Here is a 15,674-nt window from a genome sequence, read left to right on the forward strand (position 1 = left end):
GCTCTTGCTGAGAACCTTTCAACGCCCACGAGGTAAAACATGCGATCTCTTTGGACAGCAACCACCGGTATGTCGGCCCAAAATCTGAACATGGATGTCATTGCCAACAACCTGGCCAATGTCTCCACCTCCGGTTTCAAGCGAAGCCGCGCCGACTTCCAGGATCTGCTCTACCAGATCATGAAGGTCCCGGGCAGCCCCACCTCGGACGACACCAAATCACCCACCGGCATCCAGGTGGGCCTGGGGGTGAAGACCGCTGCCGTGGCAAAGGTCTTTACCGAGGGCGATCTGATTCAGACCGACAACGAGTTGGATGTGGCCATTGAAGGGAAGGGATTCTTCCAGGTCGACCTGCCCAACGGCAACACCGCCTATACCCGGGCCGGCAACTTCAAGCTGGACGGCGACGGCCGGATGACCACCTCGGACGGCTATCCGCTCCAGCCGGAGATCGTCATCCCGGAAGGTGCCAATCAGATCACCATCAGCGAAACCGGGGTGGTCAGCGCCATCCTCGACGATGATACCGAATCAACGGAGCTGGGCAACATCGATCTGGCCACCTTTATCAACGACGCCGGCCTGGTGGCCATCGGCCGTAACCTCTTTCGAGAGACCGAATCCTCGGGAACCGCCACCATCGGCACCCCGGGCTCCGATGGCTATGGTCAGCTGCTCCAGGGCTTTGTCGAAAACTCCAACGTCAACCTGGTGGAGGAACTGGCCCACATGATCACGGCCCAGCGTGCCTTTGAGGTCAACTCCAAGGTCGTCTCCACCGCAGATCAGATGATGCAGACGGTAACCAACTTATAGATGGCTCCCTTGAAGAGTAGGATCTTTTGTTCAAGCTCCCTCCAGGGACAGGCCAAGGGGGCGATAGGGGCATTACTCTTGCTGTTGAGCGCACTGAGCCTCAGCCTCTGGCCGGGCGCCATGCCCTCCCAGGCTGCAGCTGCATCATCCACGGCGACCAGCGTTACCTTCCAGGAGCAGGCCCCGGTAATCGCAGCAAAAATCACCCTGGCCGATATTGCCGTCATCACCCCGGATGATGAAACCACCCTGGCGCTGGGGCAAATGGTGGTTGCCGCTGCTCCGCCCCCTGGCGGCAGCAAACAGCTGCGCACGCCCTCGATCATTGCTGCCCTGAGGAATGCACCCCAAACTGCCGGGGTACACTGGCAGGGCAGTACAACGGTGGAGGTCCGACGACAGGGCATCAGGGTCAGCCGGGCTCAGCTGCAAGAACTTATTCTCGGCTACCTGGAGGAACACCGCCGGGAACTGCCCCCTGGCGAGATCCGCTTCACCTCCCTGCGTGCTCCGGAGAAGCTGCTCCTGCCCTATGGTGAGCTGAGCTGGAAGATCACCCCTTCCCGGCCAAGGATAGAGGACAGCTCCAGCTTTTCGATCTTCTTCAAGGTCAACGGCGAGCCGGCCCATAACTGTACGGTCCGTGGCCGGGTCGAGGCCCTGAGCGAGGTGGTGGTGGCACGGGAATCCATCCAGCGGGGCGCCATCATTCAGGCCGGACAGCTCAGCCTGGTGAAGAAGAATACCTTGAAACTCAGCCATCCGCTCTTTGCCCTGGACCAGGCTGTCGGCAGACAGGCTGGGCGGACCCTGAGCGCGGGCCGTCCACTCAGGGCCGATGAGCTGCTGCTGCCGCCGGTCATCCGGGAGGGAGAGCTGGTCAAGATCCTGGCCGGCAAGGGGGCCCTGCGGATCACCACCAGGGGCATCGCCAAGGCCGACGGCAAACAGGGCCAGGTCATCCGGGTGAAAAATATCAGCTCGAACAAACTGATTTACGCCCGGGTCATGGCACCTGGCATGGTCTCTGTGGAGTTTTGATATGCATCATCGTTTAGCTCGTTTAATTCGCTTAGCTCGTTTAGTTCGTTTAAGCCACCCCTTTCAGCCGTTGGCCACCCCCTGCCGGTCGCTCGTGATCCCCATGCTGCTCCTGGCCCTGGTGGCCCAAGCAGGCTGCAGCAAACCAGACCAGAAGGTGGTGGAGATACCAGAGCCCCTGGAAAAACCCATGGTCGCGACCCCCCGGCCCCAGTCTCCAGGTACCCTCTGGACCGGTGACGAGGGCAACTGGCTGGCCGACATCAAGGCCCGCAATGTGGGCGATATCGTCACCGTCATCATCCAGGAAAAGGCCAGCGCCTCCAAGGAGGCCACCACCGAATCTGACCGTGACACCAGCATGACCGCCGGCATCCCCAAGCTCTTTGGCTACGAGAAGGTCTTTGAGGCCAACAACCCCAACCTGGATATGGCCTCCCTGGTATCTGCCAACTTTTCCAACGAGTTCAAGGGCAGCGGCAAGACCACCCGCTCCGAAGACCTGGTGGCCACCCTGACCACCCAGGTGATCGAGGTCTATCCCAACGGCAACATGAAGATCCGGGGCGGTAAATCGGTGATGGTCAACAACGAGAGCCAGATCATCTACCTCACCGGCATTGTCCGGGGCTATGACATCACCGCAGCCAACACCGTTGATTCGGGAAATATCCTCAACGCCCAGATCGCCTATACCGGCAAGGGCGCGATCTCGGACAAGCAGAAACCCGGCTGGCTGATGCGGATCCTTGACAATGCCTGGCCATTCTAGCCGAACAGAGGAGAAGACCATGACCAGAACCGTGGGGATCACCCGCACCCTCATCCTGAGCCTGCTGCTCTTCCTCTGCTGCTCCTTTACAGCAGAGGCTGCCCGGATCAAGGATATCGCCAATATCCAGGGGGTGCGGGAAAACCAACTGATGGGCTACGGCATCGTCATCGGCCTCAACGGTACAGGCGATGATATCAAGAAGTCGGTCTTTACCCGCCAGGCCATGATCAACATGATCAAGCGGATGGGCATGGCCCTGACTCCGGATGTCTTCAACCAGATGAAGACCAAGAATGTGGCCGCGGTCATGGTCACGGCCCAACTGCCGCCCTTTGCCAAGCCCGGATCCACCATCGATATCCACGTCTCCTCCATCGGTGATGCCTCCAGCCTTTCCGGCGGCAACCTGCTGATGACCCCCCTCAAGGGACCCGATGGCCGAACCTATGCGGTCGCCCAGGGGCCCATGGCCGTGGGTGGTCTTTCCTTTGGCGGCAAGGCGGCCAAGGTGCAGAAGAACTTTCCCACGGCCGGTCGTGTTGCCGGAGGCGCTATTGTTGAGCGAAGCGTCAACTTCAGCCTGCCGAAAAACGGGGAGCTCCTCTTCCAGCTCAAGGAGATCGACTTCACCACAGCCGCCAGAATGGTGACAGCGGTGAACCAGCGCTTTGGTCCGTCTACGGCCAGCTCCCAGGACGCGGCCTCGGTCCGGGTGAACAGGCCCCCGGACTACCCGGGCAGCCTGGTCCAGTTTATCGCCGAGTTGGAAAGCATCGATATCGAGCCCGACACCCCGGCACGGATCGTGGTCAACGAGCGCACCGGCACCATTGTCATGGGCCAGGATGTGCGCATCTCCACGGTGGCCGTCTCCCACGGCAACCTCAACCTGATCATCTCCGAATCCATCGAGGTCTCCCAACCCAACCCCCTGGCAGGGGGCGACACCGTGGCCGCCCCCCAGACCACCATCGAGACCATCGAAGAGGAGGGCAACCTGGTGGTGATGGAGATGGGGGTAAATATCGGGGAAATCGCCAAGGCCCTCAACGCCATCGGCGCCACCCCCAGGGACCTGATCGCCATCTTTCAGGCCATCAAGGCTGCCGGCGCCCTCCAGGGCGAACTGGTCATCCTTTAACCTCTACCCGGACATGACTATGAGAACACAACTGGACCCTGCGACCATCATCCAGACGACCATGGAACCGAAAACACCCTCGGCCCTCTCCACCCGGGATCATGAGTCACTGAAAAAATCCAGCCAGGATTTTGAAGCCATCTTTATCCAGTCCATGATCAAGGCCATGCGCAAAACCGTGCCCGAAGGCACCCTCTTCCCCAAATCCAATGGCGAGAAGCTGTACGAGGAGATGCTGGACAGCGAGCTGGCCTCACATATGGCCAGCCAGCAGAGCCTGGGCCTGGCAGAGCAAATCTATCAAAGCATGGAGAGGCAACTGGCTCCAGAAGATAAAAAAGCGTAGCTCTGATCTTTTTTTAAAAAAAACGTTTTTTTCTATTAAGATTTTTCTGCTCCCCACCGAAAAGAAAGATAACAGAAAGAAATATATTCTGTACCAGCAACCACGGACCGGTTGCCCACGCTGCAGGGAGGCAGGACAATGTTACATAATATCAGCCACAACCAGATCAACGGCTCGATGTACAGCCAGCATAGCGCTCGCCTTGAAATCAACCATGCTGTTGGCAGGATTGAAGAGGGCCGGCCAAGCGATGTTACTGAATCGCTGAGCATAGAAGGCACATCGACCTCTGCGCTTACCTACTCCAGCGACATGCAGCTTGTCGGCGGAGAAGGCAAAAAGTATGGTCTGCTGCAGAACCTGGTAGCCAACCTGCTGAAAGAACAGGGTATTAACACTAAGATCATGGTGGCCGAGACTCCCTTGGATATCGCCGCCATCAGTCCGGAAGAGGCAGAAGAACTCGTTGCCGACGACGGATACTTTGGTGTAGAACAGACATCTGATCGTATTTTCCAATTCGCGGTTGGAGTTGCCGGTGGAGACACCTCCCGTCTTGATGCCATCAAAGAGGGCATCGATCAAGGCTTCAACGAGGCCCTTGAGGCCTTTGGCGGCTGGTTGCCGGATATCTCCTACGCAACCTATGACGCAGTAATGGAAAAACTGGACAGTTGGGTGTCTGAATCTGAGATGGTTGTCTGAAAATAGAACCTACAGGTGGATGAGATGACTGTGGAATTTTTTGGAATCAACAACATGGGTCAGGTCGGCGGGATCAACAAGACCAACCGTCCTGGTGAAGCCCAGAAGAGCGGCAAGAGCGGCGAAACCCAGGGAGCCTCTTTTTCCTCGACACTCAAGGGTGCCAGCGAGGTTCAGGCCAGCAGTGTTGAGGCCAGCCAGCGTGCCGATCGGGTAGCGGAACTCAAAGCCCAGGTCGCCAACGGCAGCTATAAGCCGGATCTGGACAAGGTGGCCTCCAGCCTGTTGAAATTTTTAGTGGAAGGGTGATCATCATGACCCGCGAGACCGTTCGGGAACTCCTAACCCAGTTGCGCGATACCATCCGCAACGAACGTGAACATGCCAGGCAACTCGACCTCCAGGCCATGGCCAACGATATGGCCCAAAAAGAGGCCCTTATCCAGACCCTCCAGGTGATCAAGACCCTTGATCCGGAAGAGCAGGCGCTGGCCCGGGAGATCCATGAAGAAAACCGTCGGAATGCCTTTCTCTTCAGGGCGACCCTGAACTGGATTCAGTCCACCATGGAATTTTTCGGCCGCAAGACCGTACCCACCACCTATGGCCAGACAGGTGCCGTCAGCAACACCCCTGTCAACGGTCGCCTCCTCTCGGGCAGGATTTAAGCCCTGCCCTCCCCCTGCCTGCCCATCTCCGCCAGCTTCGGCGCCTCCGCCGGATAAGGCCCCAGCTTCTCCTGCAGCCAGGCCCTCATCCTGACCGAGCTGTACCCCCTGACCAAGCTGTACCCCTGACCCCAAAAAGGGCGGCAGCCGAGAGACCTCTGCCTGTCAAGCTCCCCCTGCCTTCGCCACGATCGTCACTCGCCTTCCCTGTCAGCTCCGCCCGCCGCCATCCCGATGGCCCGGGGACCTAAGGGCCTGCATCTAGCGGCCACAGGATCCGTCTTAAATTCAAGCTAAATTCCCCCCCCTCTCCAGCCGATAAGAAGAGCAGATCAACAGTACAAGGCAGATTGCCTTGAGTGCTCTTTGGGAGCCGCTCTTTTCACTCTTTACCAGGAACGTATTATGGCAGGACTTCTTGATGCCCTGAACGCCGGCAAAACCAGCCTGAGTACCAACCAGAAATCCATCGAGATCGTCGGCAACAATGTTGCCAACGTCAACACTGCGGGGTACTCACGGCAGCGGGCAGAGCTCATCCAGATCCCGGCGGTGAACTTCGGGGACTTTTTCATTGGCCAGGGGGTCAGTGTCTCGGATGTGAGTCGCGATTACAGTTCCTTTGTCAGCCGTCAGCTCCAGGAATCCTTTATTGCCTACGGCGAAGAACAGGGACGCTCCAACCCCCTGGCTGAACTGGAGCGCCTCTTCAACGTCTCTGAGGACAACCTGGCCACAGAGGTCGATAAATTCTTTGACGCCTGGCAGGAGTTAACCACCAATCCCAGCGGCCAGGTGGAGCGGGATATCGTGATGCAGCGCGGTCAGCTGCTGGGCGACAACTTCCGCCAGCTCTCCGATGAACTCAACACCATCACCGAAAATATCAATACCGAGATCATCGGCGGCGTCTCTGCCTTGAACGAGAAGATCGCCGAGGTGGCCCGACTCAACGACCGGATCCGCCAGGTGGAGATCTCCGGCCAGAGCGCCAACGCCGCCCGTGACCAGCGGGACCTGATCGTCCAGGACCTCTCCGAGACCCTGGGGGTGCAGACCTATACCGACAACCGCGGCATGCTGGCGGTTCAGCTCCCCGGAGGCCTGCCCCTGGTCCAGGGGGATACGGCCATGACCATCAAGACCGTCACCACCGGCACCGATGTGGACCTGCAGTTGGAGATCGCCGGGGTTACCCGGGATATCAGCAGAGAGGAGTTGGGCGGCTCCTTCCGCGGAATGTATGAGATCCGCGATGTCTTCATCGACGGCCTCCACAACGACCTGGACACCCTGGCCGTGGATCTGACCTCATCGGTCAACGACCTCCACGACGACGGATATTTCATCGATCCGGGCACCGGCCTGCCGGCCACCGGCCAACTCTTCTTCAACGATATCACCGCCCTTCCTCCGGGGATACGCCCGAGCCGCTCCATTGAGGTCGCCTTCAGCGACAGCCGCTATGTGGCGGCGGCGAAACTCGACACAGCCGCTGCCGGAGATAACGGTATCGCCCTGGAGATCGCCGCCCTGGAGACCAGCCACCAGGTGAGCGGTACCACCGACAATTACGATGCCTTCTTTTCCAAGATGGTCTCCAGAGTCGGCATCGAGGCCAACCGCAACAATCTGGCCCTCAAGGGGGCCGAGGATGCCAAGGTCCAGCTCCAGAATCTCCGTGACGGCTTTTCCGGGGTCTCCCTGGAAGAAGAGATGATCGATCTTATCCAGTACCAGCGGGGCTTTGAATCCTCTGCTAAATTTCTCTCCACCGTGGACGAGATGATGAACGCACTCCTCCAGTTGAAAGGATAAGCCATGAAAGCGACCCAAGGCACCACCTACCGAATGCTCGGCACCCGCCTCAACGATGTGGCCAATGAGCTTGAAAACCTGCGCAAGATGGGGGCAACCGGTAAAAAGCTGCTCAAACCCTCGGATGACCCGGCTGCGATCCGACCGGTGCTCAACACCCGCAAACAGCTGAGCAACGTGGACCGCTACCTGGAGACCATGGGCCAGTCCCTGGATGTGATGCAGGCCACCGACGGCCACCTGGAGCATGTGGAAAACATCATGCAGCGGGCCCAGGAGATCATGGTCAACGTGGTCAACGGCTCCCTCAACTCCGAAGACCGGACCGTGCTGGCCGATGAACTGGTCCAGCTCAAGAAAGAAATGCTCGATGCGGCCAACGGCAACGTGGACGGCAAGTATATCTTTGCCGGCTATGCCGAGGATACGAAGCCCTTCAGCGAAAATCCGAGCTACGACCCTACCCTCTACGATGCCAACGATCACCGTACCTGGCCGGTGCTCTACGCAGGCGATGAAAATGCCACCTCCCTGGAGATCACCCCGGGCGAACAACTCCAGGTCAACCTGACCGGCAACGACCTCTTCCTGGGCACCAGCAGTTGGAACCAAGGCCCCTATAACCCACCCGACCCCGCAGGCAACCCGCCCAACGCGGTCAGTGGCGGACGCTTTGACCTCTTTGCCGAGCTGACCCAGGCGGAGGAGGCCATTCGCAACAATGATCCGGCGGCCATGCAGACCAGCATCGAGGAGCTCCAGGGGGCTGCTGACCAGAACCGCAGACTCCGCTCCCAACTGGGCAACCGGGCCAGTCGGGTGGAGACGGCCAAGCTCCATCAGGAGGCGGTCCGGGTCGACCTCAAGCAGGTCCTCTCCCGCTATGAGGATGCCGATGCCATCGAGGTCTTCAACGACATTGTCCAGCAGGAAACCGCCTTCCAGGCAGCCCTCAACATCACCTCCAAGGTGTCGCAGCTCTCTATCCTCGACTTTATCTGATCCTGGAACCGTTTAAAAACACTTGCGTTCTCCTTAAAATTGCACGATACTGGGCGATAAAGATGAGCGCTGTCCAGACGACGGGATGCCGAAATCTGTCCCTGTCCCGCCACTGATTGCAGCGGATATGTTCTTATCGTTTTTACTTCTTCGGGCAGCGACCGGCTCCCGGATACATTACAGGTGTTGCTATGCTGGTGTTGACCAGGAAAGTCGGTGAAGGAATCATCATCGGCGATAATATTACCATAAAGATCATCGAGATGAAGAGCGGCGGCATCCGGATCGGGATCGATGCCCCCCGGGAGACCAAGATCCACCGCCAAGAGGTCTATGACCGGATTCGCCAGGAAAATATCGAAGCCGCCAGTTGGGATATCGCTGATCTGGATATCCTCAGTGATGCACTTGCAAGCAGGAAAGTGAAAAAATGAAGACTATAGAGACTCGATTTGGAGAGATTGAATTTGATCCTGCCAATGTCATCCATTTCCCGGAGGGACTGGTCGGGTTGGAGCAGCTGAAAGACTTCCTGGTCATCCCCAACGAGAAGGAAGGCCCGCTCTTCTGGATCCAGTCGGTGGATGACCCGGTTTTTGCCTTTGTGGTGACCGATCCCACCAACTTTTTTCTGGACTATGTGGTCGCCCCTGATCAGGAGGAGCGCAAAAAACTGCAGCTCAAGGAGAGCGACCCCTGCTTCACCCTGACCATTGTCAGTGTGGCTGAGAACAAAAAAATCACCCTCAACCTTGCCGGCCCCATCCTCTACTCGCCTTCAACCAACCGGGCCCTGCAGGTTATCCTGGAAGACGGACGCTACGACACCCAAACCCCCCTGCCTGAAATCAAAAAATAGCCTATATTTTCAAATAATTAATCAAAAGCCATCATTCCCCCTCGGGAATGATGGCTTTTTTTTGTTCCGTCCTAAAATTTCCTTAACTGTTCTTCCGCTCCAACCGAAGAGAGTATTGAGAGAGAGAGTAGAGCAGTATTGAGAGAGTTGTTACGTTTGTATCGTTAGCCGCAGGATCAGTCAATGGACGACCGATGGCTAAAAAATTCATGGAGGATACCATGGCTTTAACGATCAATACAAACGTAGGATCTCTGAATGCCCAGCGCAACCTGGAAAAATCCCAGCTGGATCTGAACACCTCGATGCAGCGGCTCTCCTCGGGTCTGCGCATCAACTCTGCCAAGGACGATGCCGCCGGCCTGGCCATCTCCGACCGGATGACCGCCCAGATCCGCGGCCTCAATCAGGCAGCCCGCAACGCCAACGACGGCATCTCCCTGGCCCAGACCGCTGAAGGGGCCATGCAGGAGTCCACCAACATTCTCCAACGAATCCGGGAGCTTTCCGTCCAGGCCGCCAATGCCACCAACTCGGCTCCCGACCGGGCCGCCCTCCAGGCCGAGGTCAACCAGCTCAAGACCGAGATGAACCGGATCGCCCAGTCCACCACCTTTAACGGGCTCAAGGTCCTTGACGGCACCTTTGTCTCCCAGCAGTTCCAGGTCGGTCCCAATGCCAACGAGACCATCGGCTTTTCCATCCAGTCCATGGCCGCAGATGACCTGGGCCGCTACTTCATCGATGCCGAGAACACCACCGCCCGCCAGGGGACCGGCTCCTCGGTGCAGGCGGCAGCAACGGCACCTGCCACCAACACCATCGGGGGCCAGGATGTGACCATCACCGGCTCCAAAGGCCCGGATACCATCACCATCGGTGCCGGGGCCACGGCCTGGGATATCGCCAACCAGGTGACCAGCTCGGCGGACAAGACCGGGGTCACGGCCACGGCCCGCAGCGAGGCCAGCCTCTCCGGACTCGGTGCCTCCGGGGTGGTCACCCTGACCATCGGCTCCGGCGGCAACACCGCCACGGTCAACGCCTCGGTAACCACCACCGACCTGAGCGAGCTGGCCACGGTGATCAATGACCAGAGCGGTACCACCGGGGTCACCGCCACCGTGGACGCCGGGACCCTCAACCTGGTCCAGCCCGAAGGAAAGGATATTGTCGTGGCTGACTTCACCCACTCCACCGCATTGACCGCCATCAATGTCACCGGGGCCGACGGTAACGCGGAAGCCTTGACCTCCGGGCCGCCTGCCACTTCCACCGACTCCACCAGGGTGGCCGGGGTGATCGAATTCTCCTCCCAGGACTCCTACACCATCGCCTCGGATGCCAACCCCACCACCGGCGGCAGTATCGTCGATGCCGCGGCCGACACCACGGTGATCTCGGGCTTTGAAGAGGTCACGGCCATCGACATCAGCAACGTGCTCGGCGCCACCGATGCCCTCAAGATCGTGGACGCGGCCCTGAACAAGATCGACTCCCAGCGGGCCGACCTGGGTGCCATCCAGAACCGCTTTGAGTCCACCATCTCCAACCTGAAGAATGTCTCGGAGAACCTGACCGCAGCCCGCTCCCGAATCCGGGATGCCGACATCGCCCAGGAGACCTCGGAGATGACCAAGGCCAACATCCTCCAACAGGCCGGGGTCTCCATCCTCACCCAGGCCAACCAGACCCCCCAGCTGGCCCTCAGCCTCCTCCAGGGCTAAGGACGACAAGCATTTCAACTCCACGCAAACTCCACTCCCGGGGCCGAACTCGGCCCCGGGGTGCATTCCAGAGGGCACCCAGATGAAGATGATCAGCTTTCGCTACCAGAAACATGTCTCCACACTCCTTGAGCCCAAGGAGCGCAGTGGGATAAACCGGCCGCACTTTCCCTTTGCCAGCCTCAACTCCCCTGCTTCTCCCCCTGCCGCAGACGAGGAGAACAAAAAAAATATGGAGCAAATTCAGCATATTGGCCAGAGCAACGGCATAATCCTCGGTTCCTGGCAATAAAAAGTCAAAATAAAACTAAAGAATCATCACCCCAAGGGCGATAGAGTACATAAGGGAACATGACGTCCCTCAAACGTACCTACCAAGACAACGAAAGATACTTGAACAGCAACAGGGAGGCGCTAACCAGCGAACAACAAAAAACCTGAGCAGGACCCAACGGCAAGGATGCCGATAAGCAGGACAACATAAGCCAAACACATATTCACGGAGGAATATCATGGCATTATCAATCAACACAAACGTAGCATCTCTCAACGCTCAACGTAACCTGGGTGCAACCCAGAACAACTTGAACAAGTCCATGCAGCGTCTCTCCTCTGGTCTTCGGATCAACTCTGCAAAGGACGATGCAGCCGGTCTGGCCATTTCCGACCGGATGACCTCTCAAATCCGCGGCCTCAATCAGGCCGCCCGTAACGCCAATGACGGTATTTCCCTGGCCCAGACCGCTGAAGGCGCCATGCAGGAGAGTACCAACATCCTGCAACGGATGCGTGAGTTGTCGGTGCAATCTGCCAACGCATCCAACTCTGCCGATGATCGCTCCGCCCTCCAAGCTGAGGTCAACCAGCTGCAGCAGGAGATGGATCGTATCTCCAGTGCCACCACCTTCAACGGCCTCAATATTCTTGACGGAACCTTTTCTAATCAGGAATTTCAGGTTGGTGCCAATGCCAACCAAACCATCAGTGTTTCCATTGGTTCCATGAACTCTACTGATCTTGGTCGACATGCACTTGAAGGCTCATCTTCAGCTGATGCTACTGGTGCGGGTGCCGCAACGGCCATTGCAGCAAATGTTAGCGGAGGAAACGGAATCAAGGCTCAAACCCTGGACGTTGCAGGATATAAAGGATCAGTACAAATTGCATCCGGAGCCACTGGTATAGCCGACGGTTCTACAGCTAAAGATGTGGCAGATCTCGTCAACGCCCAGACTGCCAACACAGGTGTATCTGCTACTGCACGATCAGAGGCAACGGTTGTTGCAAGTCACGCAGGAACAATATCTTTTGACATCGGCAGTGACACCAACATGCAGACCGTCTCTGCCAGCATCACCGATAAGACCGACTTGAAAGATCTGGTTGCCGCCATCAATGATGTCAGCGGCAAGACCGGTATCACGGCAGAGCTTTCCACAGGCGGCATGACCCTGACCCAGGCTGAGGGTAAAGACATTATGATTGAAGATGCTGTCAATTCTGCCGGCGCAGGCAGCACCTTGACAGTAACTGGTCAGAGTGGCGCAGCAGCAGCCCTGGATACTGATTCAGGTGGAACCGGTAACGACTCCACAGTGGTCGCGGGTAATGTTGAATTTTCATCCCGGAGTTCCTTTTCGGTAGCTTCTGGTGTAACTAGTGCCCTTGGCGCGGTCGTAGATGATGGTGCAGCAGGTGCAGCAGGTGATATCCTGGCCTCAACCAGTGAAAGCGTCAATGAAGTAGATATCTCTGACGTAGCTGGAGCCCAGGACGCCATCGATGTCATTGACAAGGCTCTAAGTACTATCGACTCCGAGCGAGGTGATCTTGGTGCGATCCAGAACCGTTTTGAATCCACCATCGCCAACCTCCAGAACATCTCTGAAAATATCTCTGCAGCCCGTTCCCGAATCCTGGACGCGGACATTGCCCAGGAAACCTCCAACATGACCAAGCAGAATATCCTCCAACAGGCTGGAGTCTCCATCCTGGCCCAGGCCAACCAGGCGCCCCAGCTGGCCCTGAGTCTGCTCGGTTAACAGCCAATATCCCTGGAGGAGCCCTTTGCGGCTCCTTCAGAACCTGATATACTTTAGCTAGGAGGTGAATATCATGATGATCGAAGCCATCGGCGCAGCCACCGCCGCACCGTCCCGGGTCAAGGAAGGGGTAGAGCAGGTGGAGCAGAACCGCCAGAAAGCAGAAGAACAACCCCAGGTCGAATCCACGGAAAACAGTCCCCAGCAGGCCCCACCAGAGGAGCTGCTCAACAAGATTAAGGCGCTCACCGAAGACGGTGTCTACTCGGTCCGCTTCGAACAGGACGACACAGTCAACGAGTTGGTGGTAAAGATTGTCGACAACGAGACCGAAGAGGTTATTAGACAGATTCCCCCGGAAGAACTGTTGAACCTCACCAAACAGCTGCAGGAACTCAGCGGCAACATCGTCAACACGGTGAGCTGAGCAGCGTCTACAGGGCATACGGAACACAGGGAGCACTAGCATGGCTATTCAATTCAGCGGTCTCGCCTCGGGCATGGATACCGGCGCCATCATCGAACAGTTGATGAACCTCGAACGGCTTCCCCTCGCCCGCCTGGAGACGGACAAGACCTGGATGAACAACCGGCTCTCCGCCTTTTCCGAGCTCAACACCAAGCTGACCTCCTTCAAGGATAATATCAAGACCCTGGGTGACCAGGACGCACTCCAGCAGCGCTCCATCAAGCAGAGCTCAGACGACTTCCTCACGGCCTCGGTTTCCAGCGAGGCCCTGGCCGGCACCAACTACCAGGTGGAGGTGGTGGCCCTGGCCCAGGCCCAGAAATCGGTCTCTGCCGCCGGCTTCAGCAGTAAGGAGAGCAGTAATTTTGGTACCGGCAGCCTCAACCTCACGGTGGACGGCAGCAGCCACGCCATTGAGATCAGCAGCGAGAACAACTCACTGGAGGGCATCATGGCGGCCATCAACGAGGCGGATATCGGCGTCTCTGCGGCCATCATCAACGACGGCAGCGACACGCCCTACCGTCTGCTCCTCACCGGTGAGACCGTGGGCCAGTCCTTTTCTTTGGACCCCAGCGGCCTCACGGGCGGCAGTGACAGCCTGGGAGTGATCGAGGATGAGACCGGCACCGTCAATCCCCCGGTGCAGGAGGCGACCCGGGCCCATATCCGGGTGGATACCATCGATATCTATGGAGACTCCAACACCCTCAAGGAGGCGATCCCGGGCGTCACCCTGGACCTGCTCCAGGCCGAGGCCGACACTACCACCAACCTCTCGGTCAGCCTGGACAAGAACGCCATCAAGGACAACATCAAGGCCTTTGCCAAGGGCTACAACGAGGTGGTCAGCTTTATCACCGGCCAGTCGGTAATCAACGGCGAGGGTGGCGGACTCTTAGGCGGCGACTCGGGGATCAACTCCATCAAGCGCCACCTCCAGTCCATGCTGACCACGCCGCTGAAAAACTCAGGAACCCTCAACACCATGTCTGAACTGGGCTTTGAAACCCAGAAAGACGGCACCCTGAAGGTCAATGACAAGATCCTGGACAAGGCCGTGGACGAGAACCTGGACAGCGTGGTCACGTTGCTCTCCGGTGAAGGGGAAAAAGAGGGCCTGGCAGCCCAGTTCCAGGATTACCTGGACTCCATGACCAACGCCACCACCGGGATGCTGGCCGGCCGCAAGCAGAGCATCACCAGCAATGTCAAGCGGATCGACAAGCGCATCGAGATAAGCGAGATGCGTCTGGAACAACGTAAGAAGACCCTGGAAGCCCAGTTCTCGGCCATGGAGACCCTGGTCAGCGGCTTTAACGCCCAGTCAAGCTATCTCAGCCAGCAGATGGCCAGTATCACCAATATCATGAACTACGGGAGCAGAAACTGATGAACGGCTATACCAACCAATACCTGGCCAACACGGTCAATGCCGCCTCGCCGGAACAGCTGATGCTCATGCTCTATGACGGAGCCATCCGCTTTCTCGGCCAGGCCATCCTGGCCATTGAAAACCAGATGATCGACAAGCGAGCCCACTTCATCAACAAGGCCTCGGCCATCATCTCCGAATTTGCCGCCACCCTGGACCACGACCAGAATGCCCAGCTGGCCGAGGACCTGGACGCCCTCTACAGCTACATGCTGGGACGTCTCCAGGACGGCAACCTGCATAACGATGCCGAGCCCCTGGAAGAGGTGAAGAAGATGCTCAGGGAGCTGCGCCAGACCTGGGCCCAGGCCATCGAAATCAACAAACAGAACAGCCAACAGGGCGTGGAATCCACGGCCCCGCCGCTCCATAGCACCCAGGCCTATAAATCCATTGCCACGGCCATGTGAGGGGACAGATCATGAGCATCCAACGAGCACTGGAAACATACCGATCCATTCAAAAGATCATGGCCGAGATCGAAGAGCTGCTGCCTGCCCAGGATACAGAGCAGCTCATCGAGCGATACCAGGCCCTGGAGCAGCAGCAGACTCTTGCCCGGGAAGGTGACCGGGAGCTCCTCGGCCTGCTTCGCCAGGGAAGCGAGGAAACGGCCTCGCCCCTGGTCAGGGACCTGCTGGAGCTGATGACCGAGATCCAGGAAAGCAACCAGCGTCTGACTCCCCAGATTCGCGGCTATATGGCGGTCCACCAGCATGAGCTCAGCAAGTTACAGACCGGGACCAAGGTGATGCGCCACTATCACAGCCATACTGACCGGAGCGGTCAGTTAATCTCCAGCACCGGTTAAAGGTGGACTGCCCCCT

General features: G+C 58.0%; 19 protein-coding genes and 2 pseudogenes. All 21 read left to right on the forward strand.

Going from position 1 to position 15,674, the window contains the following annotated elements; translation table 11 throughout:
• Positions 1–39 precede the first annotated feature (39 nt).
• The 21 genes and pseudogenes from flgG to G494_RS0117260 all read left to right on the forward strand — a co-directional run bounded on the left by flgG (position 40) and on the right by G494_RS0117260 (position 15,658).
• Complete coding sequence (flgG, locus tag G494_RS0117165; RefSeq protein WP_028585495.1) at positions 40–819, forward strand: flagellar basal-body rod protein FlgG; 780 nt, start codon at positions 40–42, stop codon at positions 817–819.
• A 9-nt stretch (positions 820–828) separates the two neighbouring features.
• Complete coding sequence (gene flgA, locus G494_RS0117170; RefSeq protein WP_161630010.1) at positions 829–1,860, forward strand: flagellar basal body P-ring formation chaperone FlgA; 1,032 nt, start codon at positions 829–831, stop codon at positions 1,858–1,860.
• Between the two features lies 1 nt (position 1,861).
• On the forward strand, positions 1,862–2,632 hold the full coding sequence (locus G494_RS0117175) for a flagellar basal body L-ring protein FlgH (protein WP_084457041.1): 771 nt from the start codon (positions 1,862–1,864) through the stop codon (positions 2,630–2,632).
• Positions 2,633–2,651: 19 nt separating this feature from the next.
• On the forward strand, positions 2,652–3,776 hold the full coding sequence (locus G494_RS0117180; protein WP_028585498.1) for a flagellar basal body P-ring protein FlgI: 1,125 nt from the start codon (positions 2,652–2,654) through the stop codon (positions 3,774–3,776).
• A gap of 19 nt (positions 3,777–3,795) precedes the next feature.
• On the forward strand, positions 3,796–4,122 hold the full coding sequence (locus tag G494_RS24230) for a rod-binding protein (RefSeq protein ID WP_051305819.1): 327 nt from the start codon (positions 3,796–3,798) through the stop codon (positions 4,120–4,122).
• A 138-nt stretch (positions 4,123–4,260) separates the two neighbouring features.
• Entirely contained in the window at positions 4,261–4,827 is a 567-nt protein-coding gene (locus G494_RS0117190; protein WP_028585499.1) for a hypothetical protein, read from the forward strand.
• 24 nt (positions 4,828–4,851) lie between these two features.
• Positions 4,852–5,136: a flagellar biosynthesis anti-sigma factor FlgM gene (gene flgM / locus G494_RS0117195; protein WP_028585500.1), complete on the forward strand. Its 285-nt coding sequence runs from the start codon at positions 4,852–4,854 to the stop codon at positions 5,134–5,136.
• A 5-nt stretch (positions 5,137–5,141) separates the two neighbouring features.
• On the forward strand, positions 5,142–5,495 hold the full coding sequence (locus G494_RS0117200) for a flagellar protein FlgN (protein WP_028585501.1): 354 nt from the start codon (positions 5,142–5,144) through the stop codon (positions 5,493–5,495).
• Positions 5,496–5,900: 405 nt separating this feature from the next.
• The gene (gene flgK, locus G494_RS0117210) at positions 5,901–7,313 is read left to right on the forward strand and encodes a flagellar hook-associated protein FlgK (protein ID WP_028585502.1); all 1,413 of its coding nucleotides are present in this window, start codon (positions 5,901–5,903) and stop codon (positions 7,311–7,313) included.
• A gap of 3 nt (positions 7,314–7,316) precedes the next feature.
• Positions 7,317–8,315, forward strand: a complete 999-nt coding sequence (gene flgL / locus G494_RS27970; protein ID WP_028585503.1) for a flagellar hook-associated protein FlgL — start codon at positions 7,317–7,319, stop codon at positions 8,313–8,315.
• Positions 8,316–8,506: 191 nt separating this feature from the next.
• On the forward strand, positions 8,507–8,749 hold the full coding sequence (gene csrA / locus G494_RS0117220) for a carbon storage regulator CsrA (protein ID WP_028585504.1): 243 nt from the start codon (positions 8,507–8,509) through the stop codon (positions 8,747–8,749).
• Entirely contained in the window at positions 8,746–9,174 is a 429-nt protein-coding gene (locus G494_RS0117225; protein WP_028585505.1) for a flagellar assembly protein FliW, read from the forward strand. Before csrA ends, G494_RS0117225 begins: the two co-directional genes overlap by 4 nt.
• Positions 9,175–9,395: 221 nt before the next feature.
• A pseudogene (locus G494_RS28165) lies at positions 9,396–10,310 on the forward strand (flagellin N-terminal helical domain-containing protein); the annotation flags it as partial.
• A complete protein-coding gene (locus tag G494_RS28170) occupies positions 10,299–10,901 on the forward strand; it encodes a flagellin (RefSeq protein WP_408608410.1) in 603 nt (200 codons plus the stop codon). The pseudogene G494_RS28165 and the gene G494_RS28170, both read left to right, overlap by 12 nt.
• An 82-nt stretch (positions 10,902–10,983) precedes the next feature.
• Complete coding sequence (locus tag G494_RS0117235; RefSeq protein WP_028585507.1) at positions 10,984–11,193, forward strand: hypothetical protein; 210 nt, start codon at positions 10,984–10,986, stop codon at positions 11,191–11,193.
• A gap of 220 nt (positions 11,194–11,413) precedes the next feature.
• Positions 11,414–12,349, forward strand: a pseudogene (locus tag G494_RS28175) (flagellin N-terminal helical domain-containing protein); the annotation flags it as partial.
• A 30-nt stretch (positions 12,350–12,379) separates the two neighbouring features.
• Entirely contained in the window at positions 12,380–12,943 is a 564-nt protein-coding gene (locus G494_RS28180; RefSeq protein ID WP_408608411.1) for a flagellin, read from the forward strand.
• A gap of 73 nt (positions 12,944–13,016) precedes the next feature.
• Positions 13,017–13,370, forward strand: a complete 354-nt coding sequence (locus G494_RS0117245; protein ID WP_028585509.1) for a flagellar protein FlaG — start codon at positions 13,017–13,019, stop codon at positions 13,368–13,370.
• A 40-nt stretch (positions 13,371–13,410) separates the two neighbouring features.
• The gene (gene fliD, locus G494_RS0117250; RefSeq protein ID WP_028585510.1) at positions 13,411–14,805 is read left to right on the forward strand and encodes a flagellar filament capping protein FliD; all 1,395 of its coding nucleotides are present in this window, start codon (positions 13,411–13,413) and stop codon (positions 14,803–14,805) included.
• The gene (gene fliS / locus G494_RS24235; protein ID WP_035247287.1) at positions 14,805–15,257 is read left to right on the forward strand and encodes a flagellar export chaperone FliS; all 453 of its coding nucleotides are present in this window, start codon (positions 14,805–14,807) and stop codon (positions 15,255–15,257) included. Before fliD ends, fliS begins: the two co-directional genes overlap by 1 nt.
• An 11-nt stretch (positions 15,258–15,268) precedes the next feature.
• The gene (locus G494_RS0117260) at positions 15,269–15,658 is read left to right on the forward strand and encodes a hypothetical protein (protein WP_028585511.1); all 390 of its coding nucleotides are present in this window, start codon (positions 15,269–15,271) and stop codon (positions 15,656–15,658) included.
• Positions 15,659–15,674 lie beyond the last annotated feature (16 nt).

Source organism: Desulfogranum mediterraneum DSM 13871 (assembly GCF_000429965.1).
Lineage (GTDB): Bacteria > Desulfobacterota > Desulfobulbia > Desulfobulbales > Desulfobulbaceae > Desulfogranum > Desulfogranum mediterraneum.

Bases quoted from the DNA above. Each gene is read 5' to 3' on its own strand.
- G494_RS0117180 (WP_028585498.1), top strand. From the start codon at position 2,652: ATGACCAGAACCGTGGGGATCACCCGCACCCTCATCCTGAGCCTGCTG.
- flgG (WP_028585495.1), top strand. From the start codon at position 40: ATGCGATCTCTTTGGACAGCAACCACCGGTATGTCGGCCCAAAATCTG.
- G494_RS0117190 (WP_028585499.1), top strand. From the start codon at position 4,261: ATGTTACATAATATCAGCCACAACCAGATCAACGGCTCGATGTACAGC.
- G494_RS0117200 (WP_028585501.1), top strand. From the start codon at position 5,142: ATGACCCGCGAGACCGTTCGGGAACTCCTAACCCAGTTGCGCGATACC.
- G494_RS24230 (WP_051305819.1), top strand. From the start codon at position 3,796: ATGAGAACACAACTGGACCCTGCGACCATCATCCAGACGACCATGGAA.
- G494_RS0117235 (WP_028585507.1), top strand. From the start codon at position 10,984: ATGAAGATGATCAGCTTTCGCTACCAGAAACATGTCTCCACACTCCTT.
- flgL (WP_028585503.1), top strand. From the start codon at position 7,317: ATGAAAGCGACCCAAGGCACCACCTACCGAATGCTCGGCACCCGCCTC.
- flgK (WP_028585502.1), top strand. From the start codon at position 5,901: ATGGCAGGACTTCTTGATGCCCTGAACGCCGGCAAAACCAGCCTGAGT.
- flgM (WP_028585500.1), top strand. From the start codon at position 4,852: ATGACTGTGGAATTTTTTGGAATCAACAACATGGGTCAGGTCGGCGGG.
- G494_RS0117245 (WP_028585509.1), top strand. From the start codon at position 13,017: ATGATGATCGAAGCCATCGGCGCAGCCACCGCCGCACCGTCCCGGGTC.
- fliD (WP_028585510.1), top strand. From the start codon at position 13,411: ATGGCTATTCAATTCAGCGGTCTCGCCTCGGGCATGGATACCGGCGCC.
- G494_RS0117175 (WP_084457041.1), top strand. From the start codon at position 1,862: ATGCATCATCGTTTAGCTCGTTTAATTCGCTTAGCTCGTTTAGTTCGT.
- G494_RS0117225 (WP_028585505.1), top strand. From the start codon at position 8,746: ATGAAGACTATAGAGACTCGATTTGGAGAGATTGAATTTGATCCTGCC.
- csrA (WP_028585504.1), top strand. From the start codon at position 8,507: ATGCTGGTGTTGACCAGGAAAGTCGGTGAAGGAATCATCATCGGCGAT.
- fliS (WP_035247287.1), top strand. From the start codon at position 14,805: ATGAACGGCTATACCAACCAATACCTGGCCAACACGGTCAATGCCGCC.
- G494_RS28180 (WP_408608411.1), top strand. From the start codon at position 12,380: ATGATTGAAGATGCTGTCAATTCTGCCGGCGCAGGCAGCACCTTGACA.
- G494_RS0117260 (WP_028585511.1), top strand. From the start codon at position 15,269: ATGAGCATCCAACGAGCACTGGAAACATACCGATCCATTCAAAAGATC.